The organism is Pseudomonas sp. M20 (assembly GCF_045037865.1).
GTDB lineage: Bacteria > Pseudomonadota > Gammaproteobacteria > Pseudomonadales > Pseudomonadaceae > Aquipseudomonas.
Genome location: NZ_CP173611.1, coordinates 5,781,865 through 5,800,491, shown reverse-complemented (window position 1 = coordinate 5,800,491; position 18,627 = coordinate 5,781,865). Strand labels below are relative to the sequence as shown.

The 18,627-nt window shown below is 59.1% G+C and carries 18 protein-coding genes; 8 read left to right on the top strand and 10 right to left on the bottom strand.

The annotated features are described in order from the left end of the window. The first annotated feature begins 60 nt into the window (after nt 1-60). Nucleotides 61-438, top strand: coding sequence for a glutamine synthetase (locus ACI514_RS25690; protein ID WP_405122626.1), 378 nt, complete (start codon nt 61-63; stop codon nt 436-438). On the opposite strand, the gene ACI514_RS25685 is transcribed toward ACI514_RS25690, so the two are convergent. Then, nucleotides 435-1,637 (bottom strand): N-acetylmuramoyl-L-alanine amidase, encoded by a 1,203-nt coding sequence (locus tag ACI514_RS25685; protein ID WP_405122625.1) that lies wholly within the window; start codon nt 1,635-1,637, stop codon nt 435-437. The two genes, ACI514_RS25690 and ACI514_RS25685, sit on opposite strands and share 4 nt — an antisense overlap. An 84-nt stretch (nt 1,638-1,721) precedes the next feature. Here ACI514_RS25685 and folE2 point away from each other — a divergent pair, with 84 nt between their 5' ends. The 6 genes from folE2 to ACI514_RS25655 are packed head-to-tail and all read left to right on the top strand — an operon-like array spanning nt 1,722 to nt 6,928. Then, on the top strand, nt 1,722-2,618 hold the full coding sequence (folE2, locus tag ACI514_RS25680) for a GTP cyclohydrolase FolE2 (protein ID WP_160059990.1): 897 nt from the start codon (nt 1,722-1,724) through the stop codon (nt 2,616-2,618). After that, nucleotides 2,615-3,283 (top strand): metal ABC transporter ATP-binding protein, encoded by a 669-nt coding sequence (locus ACI514_RS25675; RefSeq protein ID WP_405122624.1) that lies wholly within the window; start codon nt 2,615-2,617, stop codon nt 3,281-3,283. The genes folE2 and ACI514_RS25675 overlap by 4 nt, the downstream gene beginning before the upstream one ends. Next, nucleotides 3,283-4,149 carry a metal ABC transporter permease gene (locus tag ACI514_RS25670; RefSeq protein ID WP_405122623.1) on the top strand — a complete coding sequence of 289 codons (867 nt, stop codon included), beginning with the start codon at nt 3,283-3,285 and terminating at the stop codon, nt 4,147-4,149. The genes ACI514_RS25675 and ACI514_RS25670 overlap by 1 nt, the downstream gene beginning before the upstream one ends. A gap of 11 nt (nt 4,150-4,160) precedes the next feature. Continuing rightward, on the top strand, nt 4,161-5,036 hold the full coding sequence (locus ACI514_RS25665) for a metal ABC transporter substrate-binding protein (protein ID WP_405122622.1): 876 nt from the start codon (nt 4,161-4,163) through the stop codon (nt 5,034-5,036). Then, nucleotides 5,033-5,593 (top strand): carbonate dehydratase, encoded by a 561-nt coding sequence (locus tag ACI514_RS25660; RefSeq protein ID WP_160059994.1) that lies wholly within the window; start codon nt 5,033-5,035, stop codon nt 5,591-5,593. The genes ACI514_RS25665 and ACI514_RS25660 overlap by 4 nt, the downstream gene beginning before the upstream one ends. 3 nt (nt 5,594-5,596) lie before the next feature. Further along, nucleotides 5,597-6,928: a dihydroorotase gene (locus ACI514_RS25655; RefSeq protein ID WP_405122621.1), complete on the top strand. Its 1,332-nt coding sequence runs from the start codon at nt 5,597-5,599 to the stop codon at nt 6,926-6,928. A 110-nt stretch (nt 6,929-7,038) separates the two neighbouring features. Here ACI514_RS25655 and ACI514_RS25650 read toward each other — a convergent pair whose 3' ends face one another. Next, on the bottom strand, nt 7,039-7,557 hold the full coding sequence (locus ACI514_RS25650; RefSeq protein WP_095119725.1) for a DUF3617 domain-containing protein: 519 nt from the start codon (nt 7,555-7,557) through the stop codon (nt 7,039-7,041). A gap of 131 nt (nt 7,558-7,688) precedes the next feature. Here ACI514_RS25650 and cls point away from each other — a divergent pair, with 131 nt between their 5' ends. Then, entirely contained in the window at nt 7,689-9,128 is a 1,440-nt protein-coding gene (cls, locus tag ACI514_RS25645; protein ID WP_405122620.1) for a cardiolipin synthase, read from the top strand. 49 nt (nt 9,129-9,177) lie between these two features. Here cls and cfaB read toward each other — a convergent pair whose 3' ends face one another. From cfaB to hflK (ACI514_RS25605), 8 genes are all read right to left on the bottom strand, one after another. Then, nucleotides 9,178-10,365 (bottom strand): C17 cyclopropane fatty acid synthase CfaB, encoded by a 1,188-nt coding sequence (cfaB, locus tag ACI514_RS25640; protein ID WP_405122619.1) that lies wholly within the window; start codon nt 10,363-10,365, stop codon nt 9,178-9,180. Between the two features lie 84 nt (nt 10,366-10,449). Further along, a complete protein-coding gene (locus ACI514_RS25635; protein WP_405122618.1) occupies nt 10,450-11,238 on the bottom strand; it encodes a putative DNA-binding domain-containing protein in 789 nt (262 codons plus the stop codon). Further along, nucleotides 11,229-12,074, bottom strand: coding sequence for a DUF692 domain-containing protein (locus ACI514_RS25630; protein WP_160059999.1), 846 nt, complete (start codon nt 12,072-12,074; stop codon nt 11,229-11,231). The genes ACI514_RS25635 and ACI514_RS25630 overlap by 10 nt, the downstream gene beginning before the upstream one ends. Before the next feature lie 66 nt (nt 12,075-12,140). Next, nucleotides 12,141-12,392, bottom strand: a complete 252-nt coding sequence (locus ACI514_RS25625; RefSeq protein ID WP_160060000.1) for a hypothetical protein — start codon at nt 12,390-12,392, stop codon at nt 12,141-12,143. A 111-nt stretch (nt 12,393-12,503) separates the two neighbouring features. Then, nucleotides 12,504-14,411 (bottom strand): heavy metal translocating P-type ATPase, encoded by a 1,908-nt coding sequence (locus ACI514_RS25620; RefSeq protein ID WP_405122617.1) that lies wholly within the window; start codon nt 14,409-14,411, stop codon nt 12,504-12,506. Next, nucleotides 14,408-15,457: a protease modulator HflK gene (hflK, locus tag ACI514_RS25615; RefSeq protein ID WP_405122616.1), complete on the bottom strand. Its 1,050-nt coding sequence runs from the start codon at nt 15,455-15,457 to the stop codon at nt 14,408-14,410. The genes ACI514_RS25620 and hflK (ACI514_RS25615) overlap by 4 nt, the downstream gene beginning before the upstream one ends. Then, nucleotides 15,454-16,482, bottom strand: a complete 1,029-nt coding sequence (hflC, locus tag ACI514_RS25610) for a protease modulator HflC (protein WP_160060003.1) — start codon at nt 16,480-16,482, stop codon at nt 15,454-15,456. Before hflC ends, hflK (ACI514_RS25615) begins: the two co-directional genes overlap by 4 nt. Then, entirely contained in the window at nt 16,479-18,440 is a 1,962-nt protein-coding gene (gene hflK, locus ACI514_RS25605) for a protease modulator HflK (RefSeq protein ID WP_405122615.1), read from the bottom strand. Before hflK (ACI514_RS25605) ends, hflC begins: the two co-directional genes overlap by 4 nt. Nucleotides 18,441-18,627 lie beyond the last annotated feature (187 nt).

The following is an 18,627-nucleotide window of genomic DNA, read 5'->3' as shown; positions in this document are numbered from 1 at the left end:
TCCTCTTGTCCTAAGCGATAAACCGCAGGAAGCTGAGCCGATACCACTCCGGAATTCGCAATGAAAAATGCGCTGAAATGCTCGTTGTTGAGCCTTGGATTGTTGATGATCGGCAATGCATCGGCTCAGATGCCGGCGCTTGCGGCCTGCACACGCAGCGCAAATCTGTTGGCCTGCGTCGATGCCGACGGCAACGCCTATAGCGTCAACACCGTCGGCAACACGCTTTATCTGCGTGGGTTTGAAAAGGCCGGCCAGCGTTATTGGGCGCAAACCAATAGCCGTTTCGGGCAACTGACGTTCTTCACCGGCATCGCTTCTGACGGCGAAGCTTGGGTGGGCTACACACGACGTGTCGGCTGGACGACGATCAATCGCTTCTCCAGCTCGGGTGGTAGCAGCGCGAAATTCACCTGCAGCCGGATTACCGGCTGTTAAACCTGAGCCTCTCGCTGCGCCTGCTGCCAGGCCAGGTGACTGTCGACGGGGGGATTCTTTTCAAAGTAGCGCTGCAATCCTTTGAACAAACCGTCCGCCACGGCTTGCTGATGCCGAGCGGTGACCAATCGCTGGCTGTCCCGCGCATTGGAAATAAAGCCGGTTTCCACAAGGATTGAGGGCACGTCCGGCGATTTCAACACTGCGAATCCAGCTTGTTCCACGCGCTTCTGGTGCAGAGTCGTAATGTCGGCAAGGCTGCCCAGCACCGTACTGCCAAGCTGCAAACTAGCGGCAATCGTTGCATTCATCGACATGTCGAGAATCACCCCGGCGAGCATCGGGTCTTTATCTTTCAAGTTGAGCAGACTCGTTGCACCGAGCAGGTCCGCGCCGTTCTCTCGCTGCGCCATGAAGCGCGCAGTCGCCGACGTTGCGCCCCCCTCAGAAAGGCAATACACCGATGCGCCAGAAGCCGTCAGACGCGGCGCTGCATCGGCATGCACCGAGATAAAAATGTCGGCTTTGTGCTGACGGGCGATCGCCACGCGCTTGCGCAATGGAACGAAAAAGTCGTCATTGCGTACCAGTTTTACGTCGAAGCCTTTCTCTTTTTTCAGACGCTTAGCCAGCATCTGCGCGATGGAAAGCACTACATCTTTTTCGCGTTCGCCCTTGGCGCCGACCGCGCCGGGATCCTTTCCGCCATGTCCCGGATCGACGACTACGACGATGTCGCGCTTCGGATGAGCACTGATCTGCGGTGTTTCACGTGGAACCTTTGGAGCTATTTGAATCAGTTTTGCGCTGACCAAGTCCAATACCAAGCGATGACTTTGCCCGTCTTGCGGCGCTAAAAGAAAGCTGTTCAGTAATACCGGACTGCTCAGATCCAGAACAATTCGCGTATCGCCCTGACCAAAGGGCCCGGATCGGATCGCGCGTATCACCGTGTCATTCAGCGCCAAGTGGCTGAAATCCCCACCCAAGCTTGCCCCACTCACATCAATGATGAGTCGTTCAGGCGCACTGAGCGTGAAGGTCTTGTAGCTGACCGGCCCACTCAAATCGAACACCAACCGCACTTTGTCCTCAGATCGCCAAAGTCGTGCCTGACGAATTTGCGTAGCAGACACGCTGAAGGGCAAAGCAAAAGCGGCGCTGGCCAAAATCAGATTGAGCACTTGACGTCTGTGCATATGAAAACCTGTTCATGAAAAAGACATCGTGATTTGAATTGTTATAATGTAACATTGAATTGAATCACCATGATGGTCCCGAACATGAATTCGCTTTCACTCCCGGATATCGCCGCGCAGACCGCTCGCCAAGCTTTGCCACTCGAATGGGTGGGGATGCAAGGCATCGCATTACCCGTTTTGTTGGAAGGCCAACACCTGAATGCCAAGGCTGACGCTGGAGTGAGCCTTGATGATGGCGAGGCGCGCGGCATTCATATGTCGCGGCTGTATTTGGCCCTGGAGATACTCGAACAGGAACGCCTGACACCCGCTCTCCTGCACGAAGTACTCAAGCGCTTTCTAGAAAGCCACCAGGGGTTATCCAACTGTGCGTACGTGAATATTCACTGCGACTTACTGCTGAAACGCCCCGCGCTAATCAGCCCGTTGGCCGGCTGGAAATCCTATCCGACGACTATTTCGGCAAGCCTGAAAAATCAAATGTTCCACGTGGAACTCAAAATTGACGTGCCCTACTCTTCGACTTGCCCTTGCTCAGCGGCGTTGGCGCGGCAGTTGATCCAGCAACAATTTATCGACGACTTCGCCAACAAAGGTCTTCAGCACGCAGACGTTTTGGCATGGCTAGGCTCGACTCAAGGCATCGTCGCCACACCTCACAGCCAACGCAGCATTGCGCAATTGCATCTGCACCTAGACGAATTCATCGATGAATTGCCGCTGAGCGTGATCATCAATGACGCCGAGGCGGCCCTTGGCACCGCTGTACAAACCGCAGTAAAGCGCGCGGACGAACAAGCCTTCGCCCTCGCCAACGGCCAGAACCTGATGTTCTGTGAAGATGCCGCGCGCCGTCTGAATATGGCATTGCGTCGCACCCCAGGAGTCAGCGGATTCAATCTGCGGGTCATTCACGCCGAAAGCCTACACGCCCACGACGCCGTCGCCGAAAGCCACTGGCAGCGTGAACAAGCATGATCCGCTGCCAATCGCTGAGTTGGGGCGCCCCCGGTCAACCACTGACGAGCCCGCTGAGTATTGAGTTCGACAGCGGCAGCCTGACCGCGATCATCGGTGCCAATGGCTGCGGCAAGAGCAGCCTGCTGAAAGTCATCGCCGGATTGCAAAAACCTTTGGCAGGCAACGTTGCCCTCAGTGTTCCACGTCAAAGCGGGTTGTCATTCCTGCCCCAGCAACAGCATCTCGACCGACAATTCCCCATCAGCCTGGAAGAACTGATCTGCGCCGGTTTCTGGGGCCGACGGCTTTCAACACGATTGCGCGCACAACGTCTGAAAGACGCACTGGAAAACTGGCACCTCAGCGGACTCGGGGAGCGTCCACTCATGGCCCTGTCCGGTGGAGAACTGCAACGTGCCCTGCTCGCCCGCCTGAGTCTGACCGACGCTCCAGTGTTGTTGCTCGACGAACCCCACGCCGCACTCGATGAGCTCGGCCAACAACTGCTTTGGCAGCACATCCATACCTGGCATGGCGAAGGTCGAACACTGGTCGTCGTGTGCCACGACCTCGCCGCCGTACGCCAGCACATCCCGCAAACCTTGCTGATCAAAAACCACGAATGCGTGTTCGGAGCCAGCAACGAGTTGATCCGGCAAACCCCTCACACGCAGGTGGCCTGATGCTCGCCGTCGCCCATTTCTGGCAGCCGTTCAACGAATTTTTATTCATGCGCCGCGCCCTGCTCGGCGGCTTGGTATTGGCGTGCAGCACTGCGCCGCTCGGCGTGTTTTTGATCCTGCGGCGAATGAGCCTGATCGGTGACGCGGTGGCCCACGGAATACTTCCCGGCGCCGCACTGGGTTTCTGGTTTGCCGGACTCAGCCTGCCTGCACTGACGCTCGGAGGTCTCGGGGCCGGCCTGAGCATGGCCGGCCTCGCCGCCTGGATCACCCGCCGCACCGGCCTGCGCGAAGACGCCAGCCTCGCCGCGATCTATCCCATTTCCCTCGCCAGCGGCGTACTGATACTCGGCATCGCCGGCAAACGCCTTGACCTGTTGCATCTGCTGTTCGGCTCAGCACTGGCCGTCGACGGCCCGACCCTCACCGGCATGTTATGGGTTTCGGGATTCAGCCTGGTCGCCATGGCGCTGATCTACAAGCCGCTGTTGCTCGACACCCTCGACCCGCTGTTCCTGAGAACCGTCAGCCGCCTCGGCCCCATCGCCCACGGCGTCTTTCTGACTCTGGTCGTACTCAACCTGGTGATCGGCTTCCAGGCAATCGGCGCTCTGATGGTGGTTGGACTGATGATGCTTCCCGCCGCCGCTTCGCGATTCTGGAGCCGCCGTCTGCCGATCCTGATGGCCATCGCGGCCGTCATCGGTTGCCTCTCGGTGTGGCTTGGCTTGCTGCTGTCGTTCTGCTGCTCGTTGCCCAGCGGCCCGGCCATCGTATTGGTCGCCGGTGTCGGTTATCTGCTGTCCGTGGTGTTCGGGCCGGTCCACGGTTTGTTGCGCCGCCCGCCTTTGCTCACATCCCAATGAGGTGTTTCCCGATGCGCGCTCTACTCGTGTTGCTTAGCCTGATGCTGTCGATGTCCTTGTCGGCGGCGGAAAAATTACCGGTGGTCACCAGCTTCAGCATCCTCGCCGACATGGTGCATCAGGTCGGCGGCGAGCATATCCAGATCACCAACATGGTCGGCCCGGACGCTGACGCACACACCTACGAGCCGACACCGGACGATGCCAAAGCATTGCTTGGCGCAAGATTGATCATCAAGAACGGCCTCGGTTTCGAGCCGTGGCTGGATCGTCTGGTCACCAGCACCGACACTAAAGCCACGGTCATCAGTGCCAGTCACGGCGTGATTCCCCGCTCGCTGGATGAGGACGGCGAAACCGTTCCCGACCCACACGCCTGGCATAATCTGGCGAACGCCGAGTTGTATATCGCCAATATCACCAAGGCACTGGTCACTGCAGATCCTGCGAACAAAGCCGACTACGAACGCAACAGCAAAATCTATCTGAAGCAGATCTACGCCCTGCTCGCCGAGGCCAAAAACAAACTCGGTGCGCTGCCTCCGGGCAACCGCAAAATCGTCACCAGCCACGATGCCTTCGGTTATCTCGGCCAGGCGTACGGCATCGACTTCATGGCACCGCAAGGCTTGTCCACAGAACGAGAGCCATCGGCCGCGGAAGTCGCTGCGCTGATTACCCAGATTCGCCAAGCTCACGTCAAAGCAGTATTCATGGAAAACATCAAAGACGCGCGCCTGCTCAAACAGATCGCCGACGAAAGCGGCGCGCACATTGGTGGCACGCTCTACTCCGACGCCCTCGCCGCCAGCGGCCCCGCCAGCACCTTCACCGGGCTGTTCGAATACAACCTCGACACCCTCTACAACGCGCTGAGCCAACCATGATCCGCAAGAATCCTTCAGGTGATTTGCCACAAATTGCCGAGTCAGCCTACGTCGACAAAACCGCAATCATCTGCGGCAAAGTGGTGATCGGCGAGAACGTGTTCGTCGGTCCCTACGCGGTGATCCGCGCCGACGAAGTGGACGCCTCGGGTGCAATGGAGCCGATCACCATCGGCGCCAATTCGAATATCCAGGACGGCGTAGTCATCCATTCCAAATCCGGCGCAGCAGTGACCATTGGTGAGTTCACTTCCATTGCCCACCGCTCGATCGTCCACGGCCCCTGCGTCGTGGGCAACCGCGTGTTCATCGGCTTCAACAGCGTGTTGTTCAACTGCATCGTCGGCAATGGTTGCGTGGTGCGGCACAACTCGGTGGTCGATGGTCGCGATTTGCCGGACGCCTTTTATGTGCCCTCGACTACTCGCATCGGCCCGAACACCGACCTCTCGTTATTCCCGCCAGTGAGTGTCAGTGCCTCGGAGTTTTCCGAAGACGTGGCGCGCACCAACGTCGATCTGGTGCGCGGGTACAAAGCCTTGCAGAACGAGTTCTGAACCATGAGCAGCGTGCTGATTCGCAACGCAAGGCTGGTCAATGAAGGACGCGAGTTCGACGGCGATCTGTTGGTCAGCAACGGGCGCATCGTCAAGATTGCCCACAGCATCGAAGGCGAAAACGCCAAGGTGGAAATCGACGCGAATGGCCAATGGCTGTTGCCGGGAATGATCGATGACCAGGTGCATTTTCGTGAGCCCGGTGCGCCAGCCAAGGGCAGCATTCATAGCGAATCTCGGGCGGCGGTTGCCGGCGGTATCACCAGTTTCATGGACATGCCCAATACCAACCCGGCCACCCTCACCCTCGCAGCGCTGGCCGACAAAAAGCGCCGGGCGGCGCTCGGTTCGGTGGCCAATTACGGCTTTCACTTTGGCGTGAGCCGCGACAACCTCGATACGGTCGCCGCGCTCAATCCCTGCGAAGTGGCTGGGGTGAAAGTGTTCATGGGCGCGTCCACCGGCAACATGCTAATGGATGATCCGCAAATTCTTGAGCGACTGTTCGCGGAAGTGCCAACGATCCTGTTGGCCCACTGCGAACATACTCCGAGTATCGACGCCAACGCGGCCAATCTGCGTGAGTTGTTCGGTGAGCGAATACCGCCCGGCGCTCACCCGCTTATCCGCGATGCCGAGGCATGTTATCGATCCTCTTCACTGGCGGTGGAGCTGGCGCAACGTCACGGCACGCGCCTGCATGTTTTGCACCTGACCACGGCGCGTGAACTGACGTTGTTCGAGGACAAACCCCTAGCGCAGAAACGCATCACCGCTGAAGTCTGTCTGCATCATTTGCTGTTCGATGATCGCGATTACTCAAGCCTTGGAAACTTGATCAAGTGCAACCCGGCGATCAAGACTCAGGCCGATCGCGATGCGTTGCGCGCGGCCCTGAACAGCAATCTACTGGACGTGATCGGCAGTGACCATGCGCCACATACCTGGGAAGAAAAGCAGCGAGCTTATGCGCAGGCGCCTTCCGGATTACCGCTGGTACAGCATGCGTTGCCCGCGTTAATGGAGCTGGTGGCGGATGGAATTTTGCCGATCACGACCTTGGTGGCGAAGACCAGCCATCGCGTCGCGGATCTGTTTGCGATTCCGGATCGTGGGTATTCGCGTGAGGGGTATTGGGCGGATCTGGTGCTGGTTGAACGGCAAACGCTGGAGGTCGATCGGCAACCGATTCTGTCGCAGTGCGGATGGACGCCGTTTGCCGGGTGCAGCTTTCGGCATCGGGTGAATACGACGATTGTTTCGGGGCAGATTGCCTGGCGGGAGGGTCAGGTGAATGAGGCGTGTCGAGGATTGGCGCTGAGGTTTATGCGTTGATTCAAACCCCTGTAGGAGCTGACGAGTGAAACGAGGCTGCGATCTTTTGATCCTTTTGTAAAATCAAGATCAAAAGATCGCAGCGTCCCGCAGCTCCTACATGGAATGTTTTACGCGCGAGGTTTCACAGCGCCGCAATCCTGGCCCAGCCAAACCGCGCGAGTCTCGAGACTGCCCTTCTGGTTGATCCCGATCGCGTTGAACGTGCCGTTGGCCACAGTGGTGAACTCACGATCACTGAGGAACGTCGCCACCCCGGTGCCCTGCGCTTTCGGGCAACTGAAACGGAATTTCCATTGGTTGCCGCTGCGCTCGGTGATCTGCTGTTTGCAACCCGATTGCGGATCGGCCAGCGGGATATCGTTGGTCGCCACTTGCTGCGGCGTCAGACACGCGCGGATACCTTTGCCGCCGATGTTGATCCCGTTCTTCTCCAGCGCCGCACGTTGTTGCGGGGTCATCTGACCTTGCAGTTGACCGAGGATCGATTGCACATCCATCGGCTGGTCATCGACCTTGACGTTGCTCGATGTCATTTCCCACAGCCCCGGCTGCAGCATCTGCGCCTGCGCAACCACCGGCAATGCCAAACCCAGGCCCAGCGCCAAACCCAGCAGACGAACGTTCATCGAAAAACTCCTGATCAGTAGTGGCCGTTAGACGTCGGCCGATTGCTTCGGTTCATGCACCAATTAAATAGCGACATTCGCGACAGAACATGGTCTGTTAAGCATTGAATCTTCCGGAGCAAGGCTGCCCCATGGATTATTTTGGACCGCACATTTTCGGTTATCTGATCGCCCTGATACACACCCTCGGCTTGATCGCTGCCATCCACGCGGTACTCACCGTACGCACGGCTCAAGGCTCGATCGCTTGGGCATTGTCGCTGATCTTCATTCCCTACCTCACGCTTATTCCGTACCTGGTGTTCGGCCGCAGCACCTTTGATGGATACATCAAGGCGCGGCGCCAGGCGAATGAACAGATGCGTCAGGCCATCTCCGAATTGAACTGGCGTCCGTGGGTGGAAGAGGCACTGACTGCGCGCGCCTCGAATGCCTACGCCTCGTTACGCGCCATGCCCAAACTCGGTCGCATGCCGTGCCTGGCGAACAATCAAGTGCAACTGTTGATAAACGGTGCGGCCACTTTCGACGCGATCTTCCAGGCGATCGATCAAGCGAAAGAAGCGGTGCTGATCCAGTTTTTCATCATTCACGATGATCGGCTCGGCCAGCGCCTGCGCGATCTGTTACTGAGGAAAGCCGCCGAAGGCGTGTCTATTCACCTGCTCTACGACGGCATCGGCAGCCACGCCCTGCCCCACAGTTATGTGCAGGCATTGCGCGATGGCGGCGTCGAGGTCAAAGCATTCGCCACACGCAGCGGCTGGCTCAATCGCTTTCAGGTCAACTTCCGTAACCACCGCAAGATCGTCGTGGTCGATGGCGTGGTCGGCTTTGTCGGTGGACATAACGTCGGCGATGAATACATGGGCGAAAAACCACCACTGGCACCTTGGCGCGATACCCATGTGAAGGTACGTGGCCCGGTCGTCGCGTGTATGCAGGAATCCTTCGCCGAAGACTGGTTCTGGGCTGCGCGTACCCTGCCGCCGCTGATCCTGCCCGACGAATACCCGGATGACGGCGTGCTCTGCCAATTGCTCGCCAGCGGCCCGGCGGATGCCTACGAAACCTGCTCGCTGTTCTTTGTCGAAGCGATTCACGCGGCGACCGAGCGAGTGTGGATCACCAGCCCGTATTTCATCCCTGATGAAGCCGTGTTCGCTGCATTGCGTTTGGCCGTGTTGCGTGGGGTCGATGTTCGATTGCTACTGCCGTCGCGTCCCGATCACCGCATCGTCTACGCCGCTTCCAGCCTTTACGCATTTGAAGCCGTGCGCGCCGGCGTGCGGGTATTCCGCTACGAACCCGGTTTCCTGCATCAGAAAGTGGTGTTGATCGACAGCGAGATCAGCGCCATCGGCAGCGCCAATCTGGACAACCGCTCATTCCGGCTGAATTTCGAAGTGATGCTGCTGACCGTCGACAGTGACTTTGCCGCCAGTGTGGAAAACATGCTCAAAGAGGATTTCGAACAAGCCTATGAAATCGCCAAGGAAGAAAGCCGGGAGATCCACCGCCTGCAACAGGTCGGCATGCGGATCGCCCGGCTGATTTCGCCGATTCTCTAAAAACCCCTCACCCTGACCCTCTCCCAAAGGGAGAGAGGATTATTCAGTGTTAAGGGTTATAGATGTCGTCGCGAGTCCACGGCAGTTCATGGCTGCCATCCGGGTGGGCCTTTACCGCGAGGATCTGGTGCAGATTGATCCAGCCACGCGCGAACGCATAGGCGCAGCCGGCCAGGTACAAACGCCAGATGCGCAGCGCTTGATCCGGTACCAGTTTGCCGGCGGCTTCGAGATTGTCCTCCAGCCGCTCGCTCCAGTGATCCAGCGTGCGCGCGTAATGCAGGCGCAGACTTTCGACGTCGACAATCTCCAGGCCGGCTTCGCTGATCTCGGCCGAAATCATCGCCACGTGCGGCAACTCACCGTTGGGAAACACGTACTTCTCGATAAACTCCCCGGCACCGCGTCCTACCGGTCGGCCATCAGTGTGTTTGGCGGTAATACCATGGTTCATCACCAGGCCGCCCTCCTTCACCGCGCCGAACAGGGTTTTGCAGTACTCGGCGAGATTGGCGTGACCGACATGTTCGAACATGCCGACACTGACCACTTTGTCGAAACGCCCGTCCTGGGGCAAATCGCGGTAGTCGAGCAACTGCAGTTCGATCTGGTCTTCCAGGCCTTCGACCTTGACCCGCTCACGCGCCAATTCCAGCTGTTCTTTGCTCAGGGTGATGCCAAAGACTTTTGCGCCGAATTCCCGCGCGGCATACCGCGCCAACCCACCCCAGCCGCAACCGACATCCAGCAGGTAGTCGCCTGGCTGCAAGCGCAGCTTGCGGCATAAATGTCGGAATTTGGCTTGTTGCGCTTGTTCGAGGGTTTCGCTGCCCGTTTCGAAGTACGCGCAGGAATACGCCATGTCGCTGTCCAGCCAAAGCTGGTAGAACGCATTGGACAGGTCATAGTGGTAGGAAATGGCTTTGGCGTCGGTTTCCTTGTCGTGCACCGAACGTACTGGCTGACTGTCGTCATCTTCGCCGAGCAAAGCGTTGCTCAATTCGTCGCAGACCCGGATGACTTCGCTGATCGAACCCTCCAGTTCAAGTTTGCCTTCAACGAATGCCGCTCCGAGCGCATCCAGGCTTGGGTGGGTGAACTGGCTGACCATCTGCGGGTCCTTTACCACGATGGTGACGCTGGGCGCCGGCCCCAGATTAAACTCATGGCCATCCCAGAGTCGCAGGCGAAGCGGAAGCTGCAGATTCTGTAAGGCCGGTGGAAGTTGCACGAGCATGGAAAATCCCCCTTGTTTCAGACGTCAGATCTGAGGGTAGACCATCCCGGAAAAATAGCAGGCTATCGATTTGATTAGCCTTATCTATCGTTGCAGACGCTCCAACAAGCCTTCCTGAATCCACTGTTTCAGCCAGGTAACGGCTTGAAGTGGCGCGCCCTCACCATAAGTGACTGCTAACTCGGCGCACAGTTCGGCGAAACTCCATCCTTGGTTGAGCAAGCCATCGAGGGCCGTGGCTTGCGCCGGATCGAGGCTGCGGTAACTGCAGATCAACTGGTTGCGCCAGATCAGGCAGATCTGTGGGATTTCGAGCGCCATGCTGTCAGGGAATTCCGATTCTTCCTTTACCGCGCGCCACATTGAAAGACTATTGCAGCGGCACTCCAGCCACTGCAGGGACGGCACCGGTCTGACCCGCAGCTCTGGCCATTCTTCCGGAGCGAGGGCGACCATGGCTTCAATCGTCAGCGGTTCACCAAAAGGTGCATCGAAAGCCAGGGTGAAAGCCCATTCGAGCGCGATCATCTCGGCCAGCGGCGCACTCTGCTCCGGCACCAGATACTCGCGGACAAAGCCTTCGAAGCTTCTGCCCAACCAGCGCAGGCTGTAGTGCGTTGATGGACACTGACGGATGTACGCCATGGCGAGCGCTTCGAATTCTTCATCACCCATCCAGTGCAGGATCGTCGGAAAGTCATTGCGCAAGACTTCCAGCAAGCGCGCTTTGTAAGCGTTGTGATAGATCGCCAAGCCCGTTTCGACATCCAGTGTCGGGCCACCGATCAGGCTCCTGCTCAGGGTCAGATTTGCGCCGGTGTCTTCTTCGAGCAGAAAGGATTCGAATGCCAGTTGCCACTCTTTCAGGCGCATTGCTGCCTCCCGGCCAGAGCCTTATTCCCCAGCTGACGGGCCTTTTGCAGTTCATCGAGCAATTCGTCGAAGGGCGGAAAATGATCGTCGCGTTCCAGCAACGTGGCCACCGGGCCGAAATGTTCGAGCGTGCGTTGGTACAGCGCCCAGACCGGATCGCTCACCGGATGGTCATGGGTGTCGATCACGTAGTCACCATAATCGCTGTGCCCTGCCAGATGCAGTTGGCGGACTTTATCGACGGGCAGGCTACTGATAAAGACCCACGGATCGAAGCCATGATTGCGTGAACTGACGTAGACATTGTTCACGTCGAGCAGCAATTCGCACCCGCTCACGCGGCTAAGCAAAGCGAGAAATTCCCACTCAGTGAAATCATCAGAGGCGGCACGGACATAACTGGAGACGTTCTCCAGAACCAACGGACGCTGCAAAACATCCTGAACCTGCATCACCCGAGCGGCAATGTAATCCAGGCTTTCTTCGGTGTAAGGCAGCGGCAGCAGATCATGTAACTGATGGGCATTGCCACGGCTCCAGCACAGATGATCGGAGATCCATGCAGGTCGGACCCGATTGGCCAGTTGCTTGAGTTGTTTGAGATAGTCCGGATCGAGGGCATGCGGCCCGCCGATAGACAGAGATACACCGTGCATCACCAACGGATAACGCTCGGCGATCGCATCAAGGTAATACAGGGCCTTGCCGCCCTGCACCATGAAATTTTCCGAGACCACTTCGAACCAGTCGACATTTGGCGACTGCTCAAGGATCTGCTGGTAATAAGCGCTACGCAAACCCAGGCCGTAGCCCAGGGAGGGAATGGAAACAGACATGCGGCGAACTCCTGATAAAAAGTGGCCGCAGTGGAACCATCCACTGCGGCGACACTTGCCGGTCAGTTATTCGCCGACCTTGCCACCGGCCTGTTCACACGCCGCCTGAGTCATTGCCTTGAAGCCCTGGCCTTTACAGGCACCCATGCCTTTGCAGGCGTGGTCTTTGGTCTTGCAGTCATTCTGGCCTTTGCAGCCGTTCACGCCATAGCAATGCACGTTGGCATCGGCAGCCATTGCGTTGGTGGCAACACCGGCAAACATTGTGGCGGCAGCCAAAGCGAGAGCGGCACCAGCAGCAGCGGATTTGATCGTCATTTTTCTTATCCTCGGTAATCGTCAGGGGTGTCGGCTGAAAGGTTTGTTCAGTCCCGACATAGCACTAGAGAGAGCCGCCCCGACGGCGTTACAGCGGATCGAAAAATAATGTCAAAGGTCTTCCTTGAGTTTTAGTAGCGGCTCTTGAAAGCGCAGCAACCGCCCGGCATTTCCGAGTACCAGCAAGGTGCTGAGGTTATGCAGCAGCGCCGCAATCATCGCCCCTGCTGCACCCAACCAGCCGAATGCGGCAAACACCACAATGGCCAGCGTCCAGCCCAGACCGATGATCACATTGACCTGCAATGTCCGGCGACATTGGCGGCTGAGGCGCACGCAGGTGCCGAGCCGGCGCAGGTCGCTGCCGATCAAAACGATGTCGGCCGAGGCCAACGCTATGTCTGCACCACCGGCGCCCATTGCCACACCGACCACTCCCGCCTTCAGCGCGAGCGAATCATTAATGCCGTCACCGACCACCATTGGCCGGAAACCATTGTCGATTTCCCTGAGCACGCGATTGAGTTTGTCCTCGGGCAACGCCTGGGCTTCGACCTCATGCAAACCGACCTCTTTGGCCATCGATTGAGCCACGCTGTGTCGATCGCCTGTGAGCAACAGTTGTCGCCCAAGGCCCAACTCACGCAATTCACTGAGGGCAAACCGGGCTTCCGGTTTGACGCTGTCAGCGAGCAACAGCCAGGCGAGGAATTCACCGTTCAGCGCCAGACCGGCGATCGGGCCGTCGTGATCGGGAACCTTGGTCGTGGCAATACCCAGTTGCGCGAACAATTCTGGCCGACCGAGCGCCGCTTCGCCCTGCCCGGTCATGGCGACTACACCGAGCCCCTGACGCTCGTGAATATCACTCAGCGTTAGATACTGGTCCTGACTGACCAACCCTGCGAGTGCCCGACTGACCGGATGACTACTCGCCGCGCCGAGGCTAGCGGCAAGCGCCATGACCGCAGACGACTGTGCCTGTGGGCTGTTGATCGACTGCAAACGCAAGGTGCCATAAGTCAGCGTCCCGGTCTTGTCGACGACCAGCGATGTCAGATCAGCCAGTTCTTCGAGGAACGCCGAACTGCGAATCAGAATCCCGTGACGCGCTGCCACCGCGACACCGGCAATCGCCGTCGCCGGAGCGGACAACACCAACGCGCACGGACACGCGGCTACCAGCACGGCGAGCATGGCCTGCGCATCGTTGGTGATAAACCAGGTCACCGCTGCCAGCAACAACACCAGCACCATGTAGCTACCGGCGTAACGTTCGAGCAACCGGGTGATCGGTGGCTTCGAACGCTCGGCGTTCTGCATCAGTGCGATGACTTTACCGAGGGTCGACTCATCGCCGGTGCGGGTCACTTCGATGCGCAACAAACCGTCGAGGTTGATCGCACCGCCGAACACCGTCATGCCGACACCCGCCTCGACTGGCACTGATTCACCGGTAATCGAAGCCGTATCGAGACTGGCCTGACCGGACAAAACCCGACCATCCGCCGGCACCCGATCCCCCGCGCGCACCTCAACGGTGTCGCCGGATTTCAGCGTGCCGTTGTCTACTTCAATGATCGAGCCGTCGGCCTGAACCTTGCGCGCATGGCTGCGGGTCAGTTGGCCGAGGGCGTGAATCGCCTCCTGCGAGCCGATGACGCTGCGCTCCTCCAGGACATGACCGAAGATCATGATGATCGGCAGCAATGCCGCCGTCAGCAGATCGCCAGTCGCCCACGCCCCGAGCATGGCCAAGGCAATCAGCTGATCAGTGATGCCGTGCAGGCTCGGATAACGCAGGCTGTACCATGCCGAACGCATCACCGGCACGGCGACCAACAAAGAGGCGAAACCGAGCAACAACTGGCTGACCCCGGTTTGCTCCGGAACCAGCCAGCGCCAGATCAGCCCCAGACCAAGAAGGCCCAGCGCGAGCATCGCCAAAGTCAGTTGCCGTGCGGCGCGGCGTTGTTCGGCCGAGGACAACAGGCTCGGTGCAGCGGTCGTCGCAGTCATTTACTGGCTCCCTGAATGATCAGGCGGGAATCGTCTTTCGGGTCGACCGTGGTGACCGATCCGGCCTGACCGAGAATCTTCGGCATACGCTCGCGGTACAGACGCAGGAGCATTTGCGGGTCTGTATTTTTGGCCAGACTCGACACCGTGGCAGTGTCGGCAGAGGCTTTGGCCAAGCGTTCACCAGCCTGCGCGTGAGCAACCTGCAGTGTGCGGTCGGCCTGTTCGTTGGCGGTTTGGGTGAGTTTCTCGGCGTCGGTACGCGCATTGGCCACGGCTTTGTCGGCCTGCTGGCTGGCGGTCAATACCGCGTTAAATGCACTGACCGCAGGGTTGGGCAGACTCGATTGCACATCGACCCGCGCCACTTCAATCCCGATGCCCTGCCCGCTCGCCTTCAACTCGGCCAAGCGTTTGTTGATGCCCTGTACCAGATCACCGCGCAATCTCTCACGCCGTTCGGCAGCCTGGTTGTCGGCGCCGATCAATTCCGGACGAGCGACCAGAATGGTGTCCAGATCTCTGGCGGCAGTCAGTGCCACGGCACTGCGAGTGACCAACCGATCGAGCGCCGGCAGCACATGCTCAGCCTGCAACACGAAGTCATAGGGGAAGGTGACTTTGTAGAACACCCGCACATCCAGTTGCACGACGCCGGCATCACCGGTCAATAAATAACCAGATCCGGCCAGTGCGTCGCTCAGTGGTGTGGCAAAGGAAGCGACCCGATCAGCCTTGAGTGCCTCATCGCTGCGCAGAAGATTTTCCACCCGCCGCTCGATCACCCGATCCGCGGCTGGCAACAAAACCACCTGTTCGAACGGCTGTGGCCAAGCCAGCAACAGCCCGGCGTTCTGCACGCGATCCAGTGCACCAAAGTGCAAAACCACAGCACGATTCTGCGGATCGATCTGCCGCACATTGGAAAATGCCCAAGCCAAAGCGGCCAACACCGTCACCGCGTACAGGGCGAGAAATGCCAAACGACCGGCCTGAACCCACGGACTGTTCAGCGAATGTGTTCCACGTGGAACTTCTTCACTCATGGTTGCGATCCGGATTTACTGTCGAGTGTTGGCGGGCCGTCGACCAGCACGCGGAATGGCGCCGCGTCAGTGCGCAAGATCAGTTTTGTTTCCGGGGTGACGATGGTGCCAAGGGTGTCCAGCGAGCGCAGCAAGTTGTAGAGCTGCGGCGAACTGGCGTAAGCACGGCCATAAATCTGCGCCGCTTCCACGCGAGACTGCGCCTCGATTTCTGCGGCTTTCACTGTCGCATCAGCCTGCACAATTCGCGCATCGCGTTCAGCAGCGGAACGGATCTGCGCAGCTTCACGTTTGCCGATCGCCGTACGTTCGGTAGCGATTGTTTCACGCTCGGCGCGCATGCGATCGACAGTGGCGGTGAGTGTTACAGACGGCAAGGTCAAACGCTCGATGCCGACTTGCACGACGCGCACGCCATAGGTCGCGAGCAATTGCTGATCGATCTGCTGACGCAACTGCGCTTCAAAATCGGCGATATGCACCTGACTGGCATCGGTGTTCACCAGATTGGCCAGATCGAAGCTGCTGGCCGTGGTTTCCAGCGCCGAGCCGACAAAAGTGCGGATCTGCCGTGCCGCTTCATCTGGCTGGTTCTGCACCGCGCGCATGAAGCGCTGCACATTGTCTGGATCACCCTGCACCTGCCACGCCACATAGGCCTGGACGATGATGCGTAAACCGTCGCGAGTGCCGACATCCTGCAAGCCGCTAGAGGTGGTGCGCAAACGTAAATCCACCGGAATCGCCGCCTCGAATGGCGCCGGCCAGCGCCAACTCAAACCCGGATCAAGCAACACCCGCGCGGGGTTACCAAAACGCGTGATGACCGTGGCTTCGCCCGAGCGCACTTGCACCAGGCTCGCTGCTGCGATGGCGAACGCCACCAGCAACACGGCACACCCCATGCGTCGCCACGGAAAAGGCCCCGCCTCTTCCGGCGCTCCGTGGTGATGGTGATGATGCCCGCCGTGGCCGTGATCGTGGCCGCTGTGATCATGCGGTTCGTGAGTGTGTGACTGGCTCAATGGGCGACTCCTGGTTGAGCGGTGGTACGCGCGGGCGTCGGGTCAGCCGGCAGCGTGAAAGTCCGAAGATCGATAGTCGGCCCATTGCTGCTGCCACCGAGACGATGATCGAGTACCAGCAATTTGGCTTTGCTCAGGCCTTGGCCGAGCTGACCGAGATATTGCTCGAGCACGAAAGCCTGACCGGCACTGGCGTAGGCTTTTTGCTCGGCCGTGAATTTCAGATCCGCCGCCTGCGCGGTGGCACTGGTTTCGCGGGCATTGGCGCTGGCCTGATCGCGAGCAAGGCTGGCCTGCAATTGCGCCTGATTGCTCGCCTCGGCCGCCGCGCCACGCTCACGGGAAATCAACGCTTGCGCGCCGATCTGCGCGGCTTGCACGCTGTGATAGGCATTGGCGGCACCGGCCGGCGGGTGAATGGCTTCAACGACCGTGGCGAGAATTTCCACGCCACTGTTGAGTTGTTGCAGATCACTTTGCACCGCGCGACCGATCTCCTCGCCCAGCCCGACCCGGTCTTCACCGAGCAAACCGTCGAGCGTGCGCGAGGCAAAGTCGTGCACCAGAATCCGGCTCGCCGTGCTGCGAATCAGCGTCGGCACATCGGCACTGTTGTAGGTCGCGGCCAGCGCGGCCTGATCAGTCAAGCCAATGCGATAGACGAAACGCACGTCCATATTGACGATCTGAAAGCTCTGCTGAGCGCCACGGCTGCTGGCGATGACTTGCGACTTGTCGTTGACGTGGCTGGCGTCCCACAAGCGGTTGGCTGTGATCGGCGCCGGGCCTTCGGCGGGATCGGCCTGCAGCGGCGCAGGGTTTTCGCCAACGCTGGTGGCCAATTCGTGCACCACGCCGTTTTCGACGATCAATACTCGGCCCAACGGCCACGGCAAACCTGTGTGCAATCCCGGGCCGAACACCTGCACCGGTTTGCCGAAACGCTCATAAATGCCGCGACCCTGTAGGGGGACTTCATGGATACCGGTGAGCAGCCAACCCACCGCTGCGACAAGCGCCAGCACCGGCAGAAACGCTCGGCGCATATAACTGAACGCCCAGATCTGGCGCAGATCGATGCCAAAGCGGTTGTGCAATTCGTGCTGCAACGCGAGTAAAGGCTGGGGTGGCCAACGCAGCATGTCGGCAACAAAACTGCGCGCCAGCAACGTAGGCTCAAGCTGTTCGCGACGAGGGCTGAAGACGGAAAGAACGGCGCGCAATAGCAACTCGATCGCGACCAATCCCGGCAAGATACCCATCAGTACAGACACGCGAACTGGCCAAACGGCATTCTCGCCAGCAAACAACAAACACAGCGCGCCGAGCACCAGACTGATGATCGCCACGCGCGTCAGTTGCGCCAATGAACCGGCTTCCGGCCATTGCGCAGGATTCTCCTGAGCCAGTTGGCGCTCAAGCACCAGCAAGCCGAACGCCAGCAGTAATGCCAACGCCGCGCCCACCGTGGCGGACAATCCAACGGCTGCGGCGGGCAGTGCGAGGTTCCACACCTGTTCGATGCTCAGCGCCACTAACAACGCCCAGCCGCCTAACCACAGCGTCGCTGCGCCGATCTGGCCGAGCATATGCAAGCCACGCTGACTGAGGCGATCCAGCAACCGGTCGTACCAACCTTCCGGCGCAGAGAACTCCCCACCGGCATTCGGCGCCAGGACAACAGGATTCATCACTCGCGCGCGCCATTGCGTCACCCACCACGCCGATTGCAGCCCGGCGACCAACACCAGCAGCGCCGCGCTCAAATTAACCAGCAGCGGCAGCCACAATGACTGCGGCGCAAACAGCCCGACGAAAAACGCCAACACCCAGCCTGCCCCGGCCAATGCGCCAAGACCAAAAGCCCAGCGCCGCAGTCGCCTGCCCTGTGTGGCCGCCTGCTGAAAACGCGGCAGCCCGGCCACCAGCGTGCCATCCACCTCCAGATCAACTCGCATATCACCCCAACATCATTGGCTTGCCGTTCATATCGTTACGATATAACGAAAAGCGTGAAATATTCGTACACAATTACGCGTATTCAAAGATGCCCAACCTGTCGCTTGCCTGAAGCCTTGACCGAAATGCCTGGAAACGCACATATTACGTTCGTAATTTTTATTCAGAACTACTTTTAGCGATCCG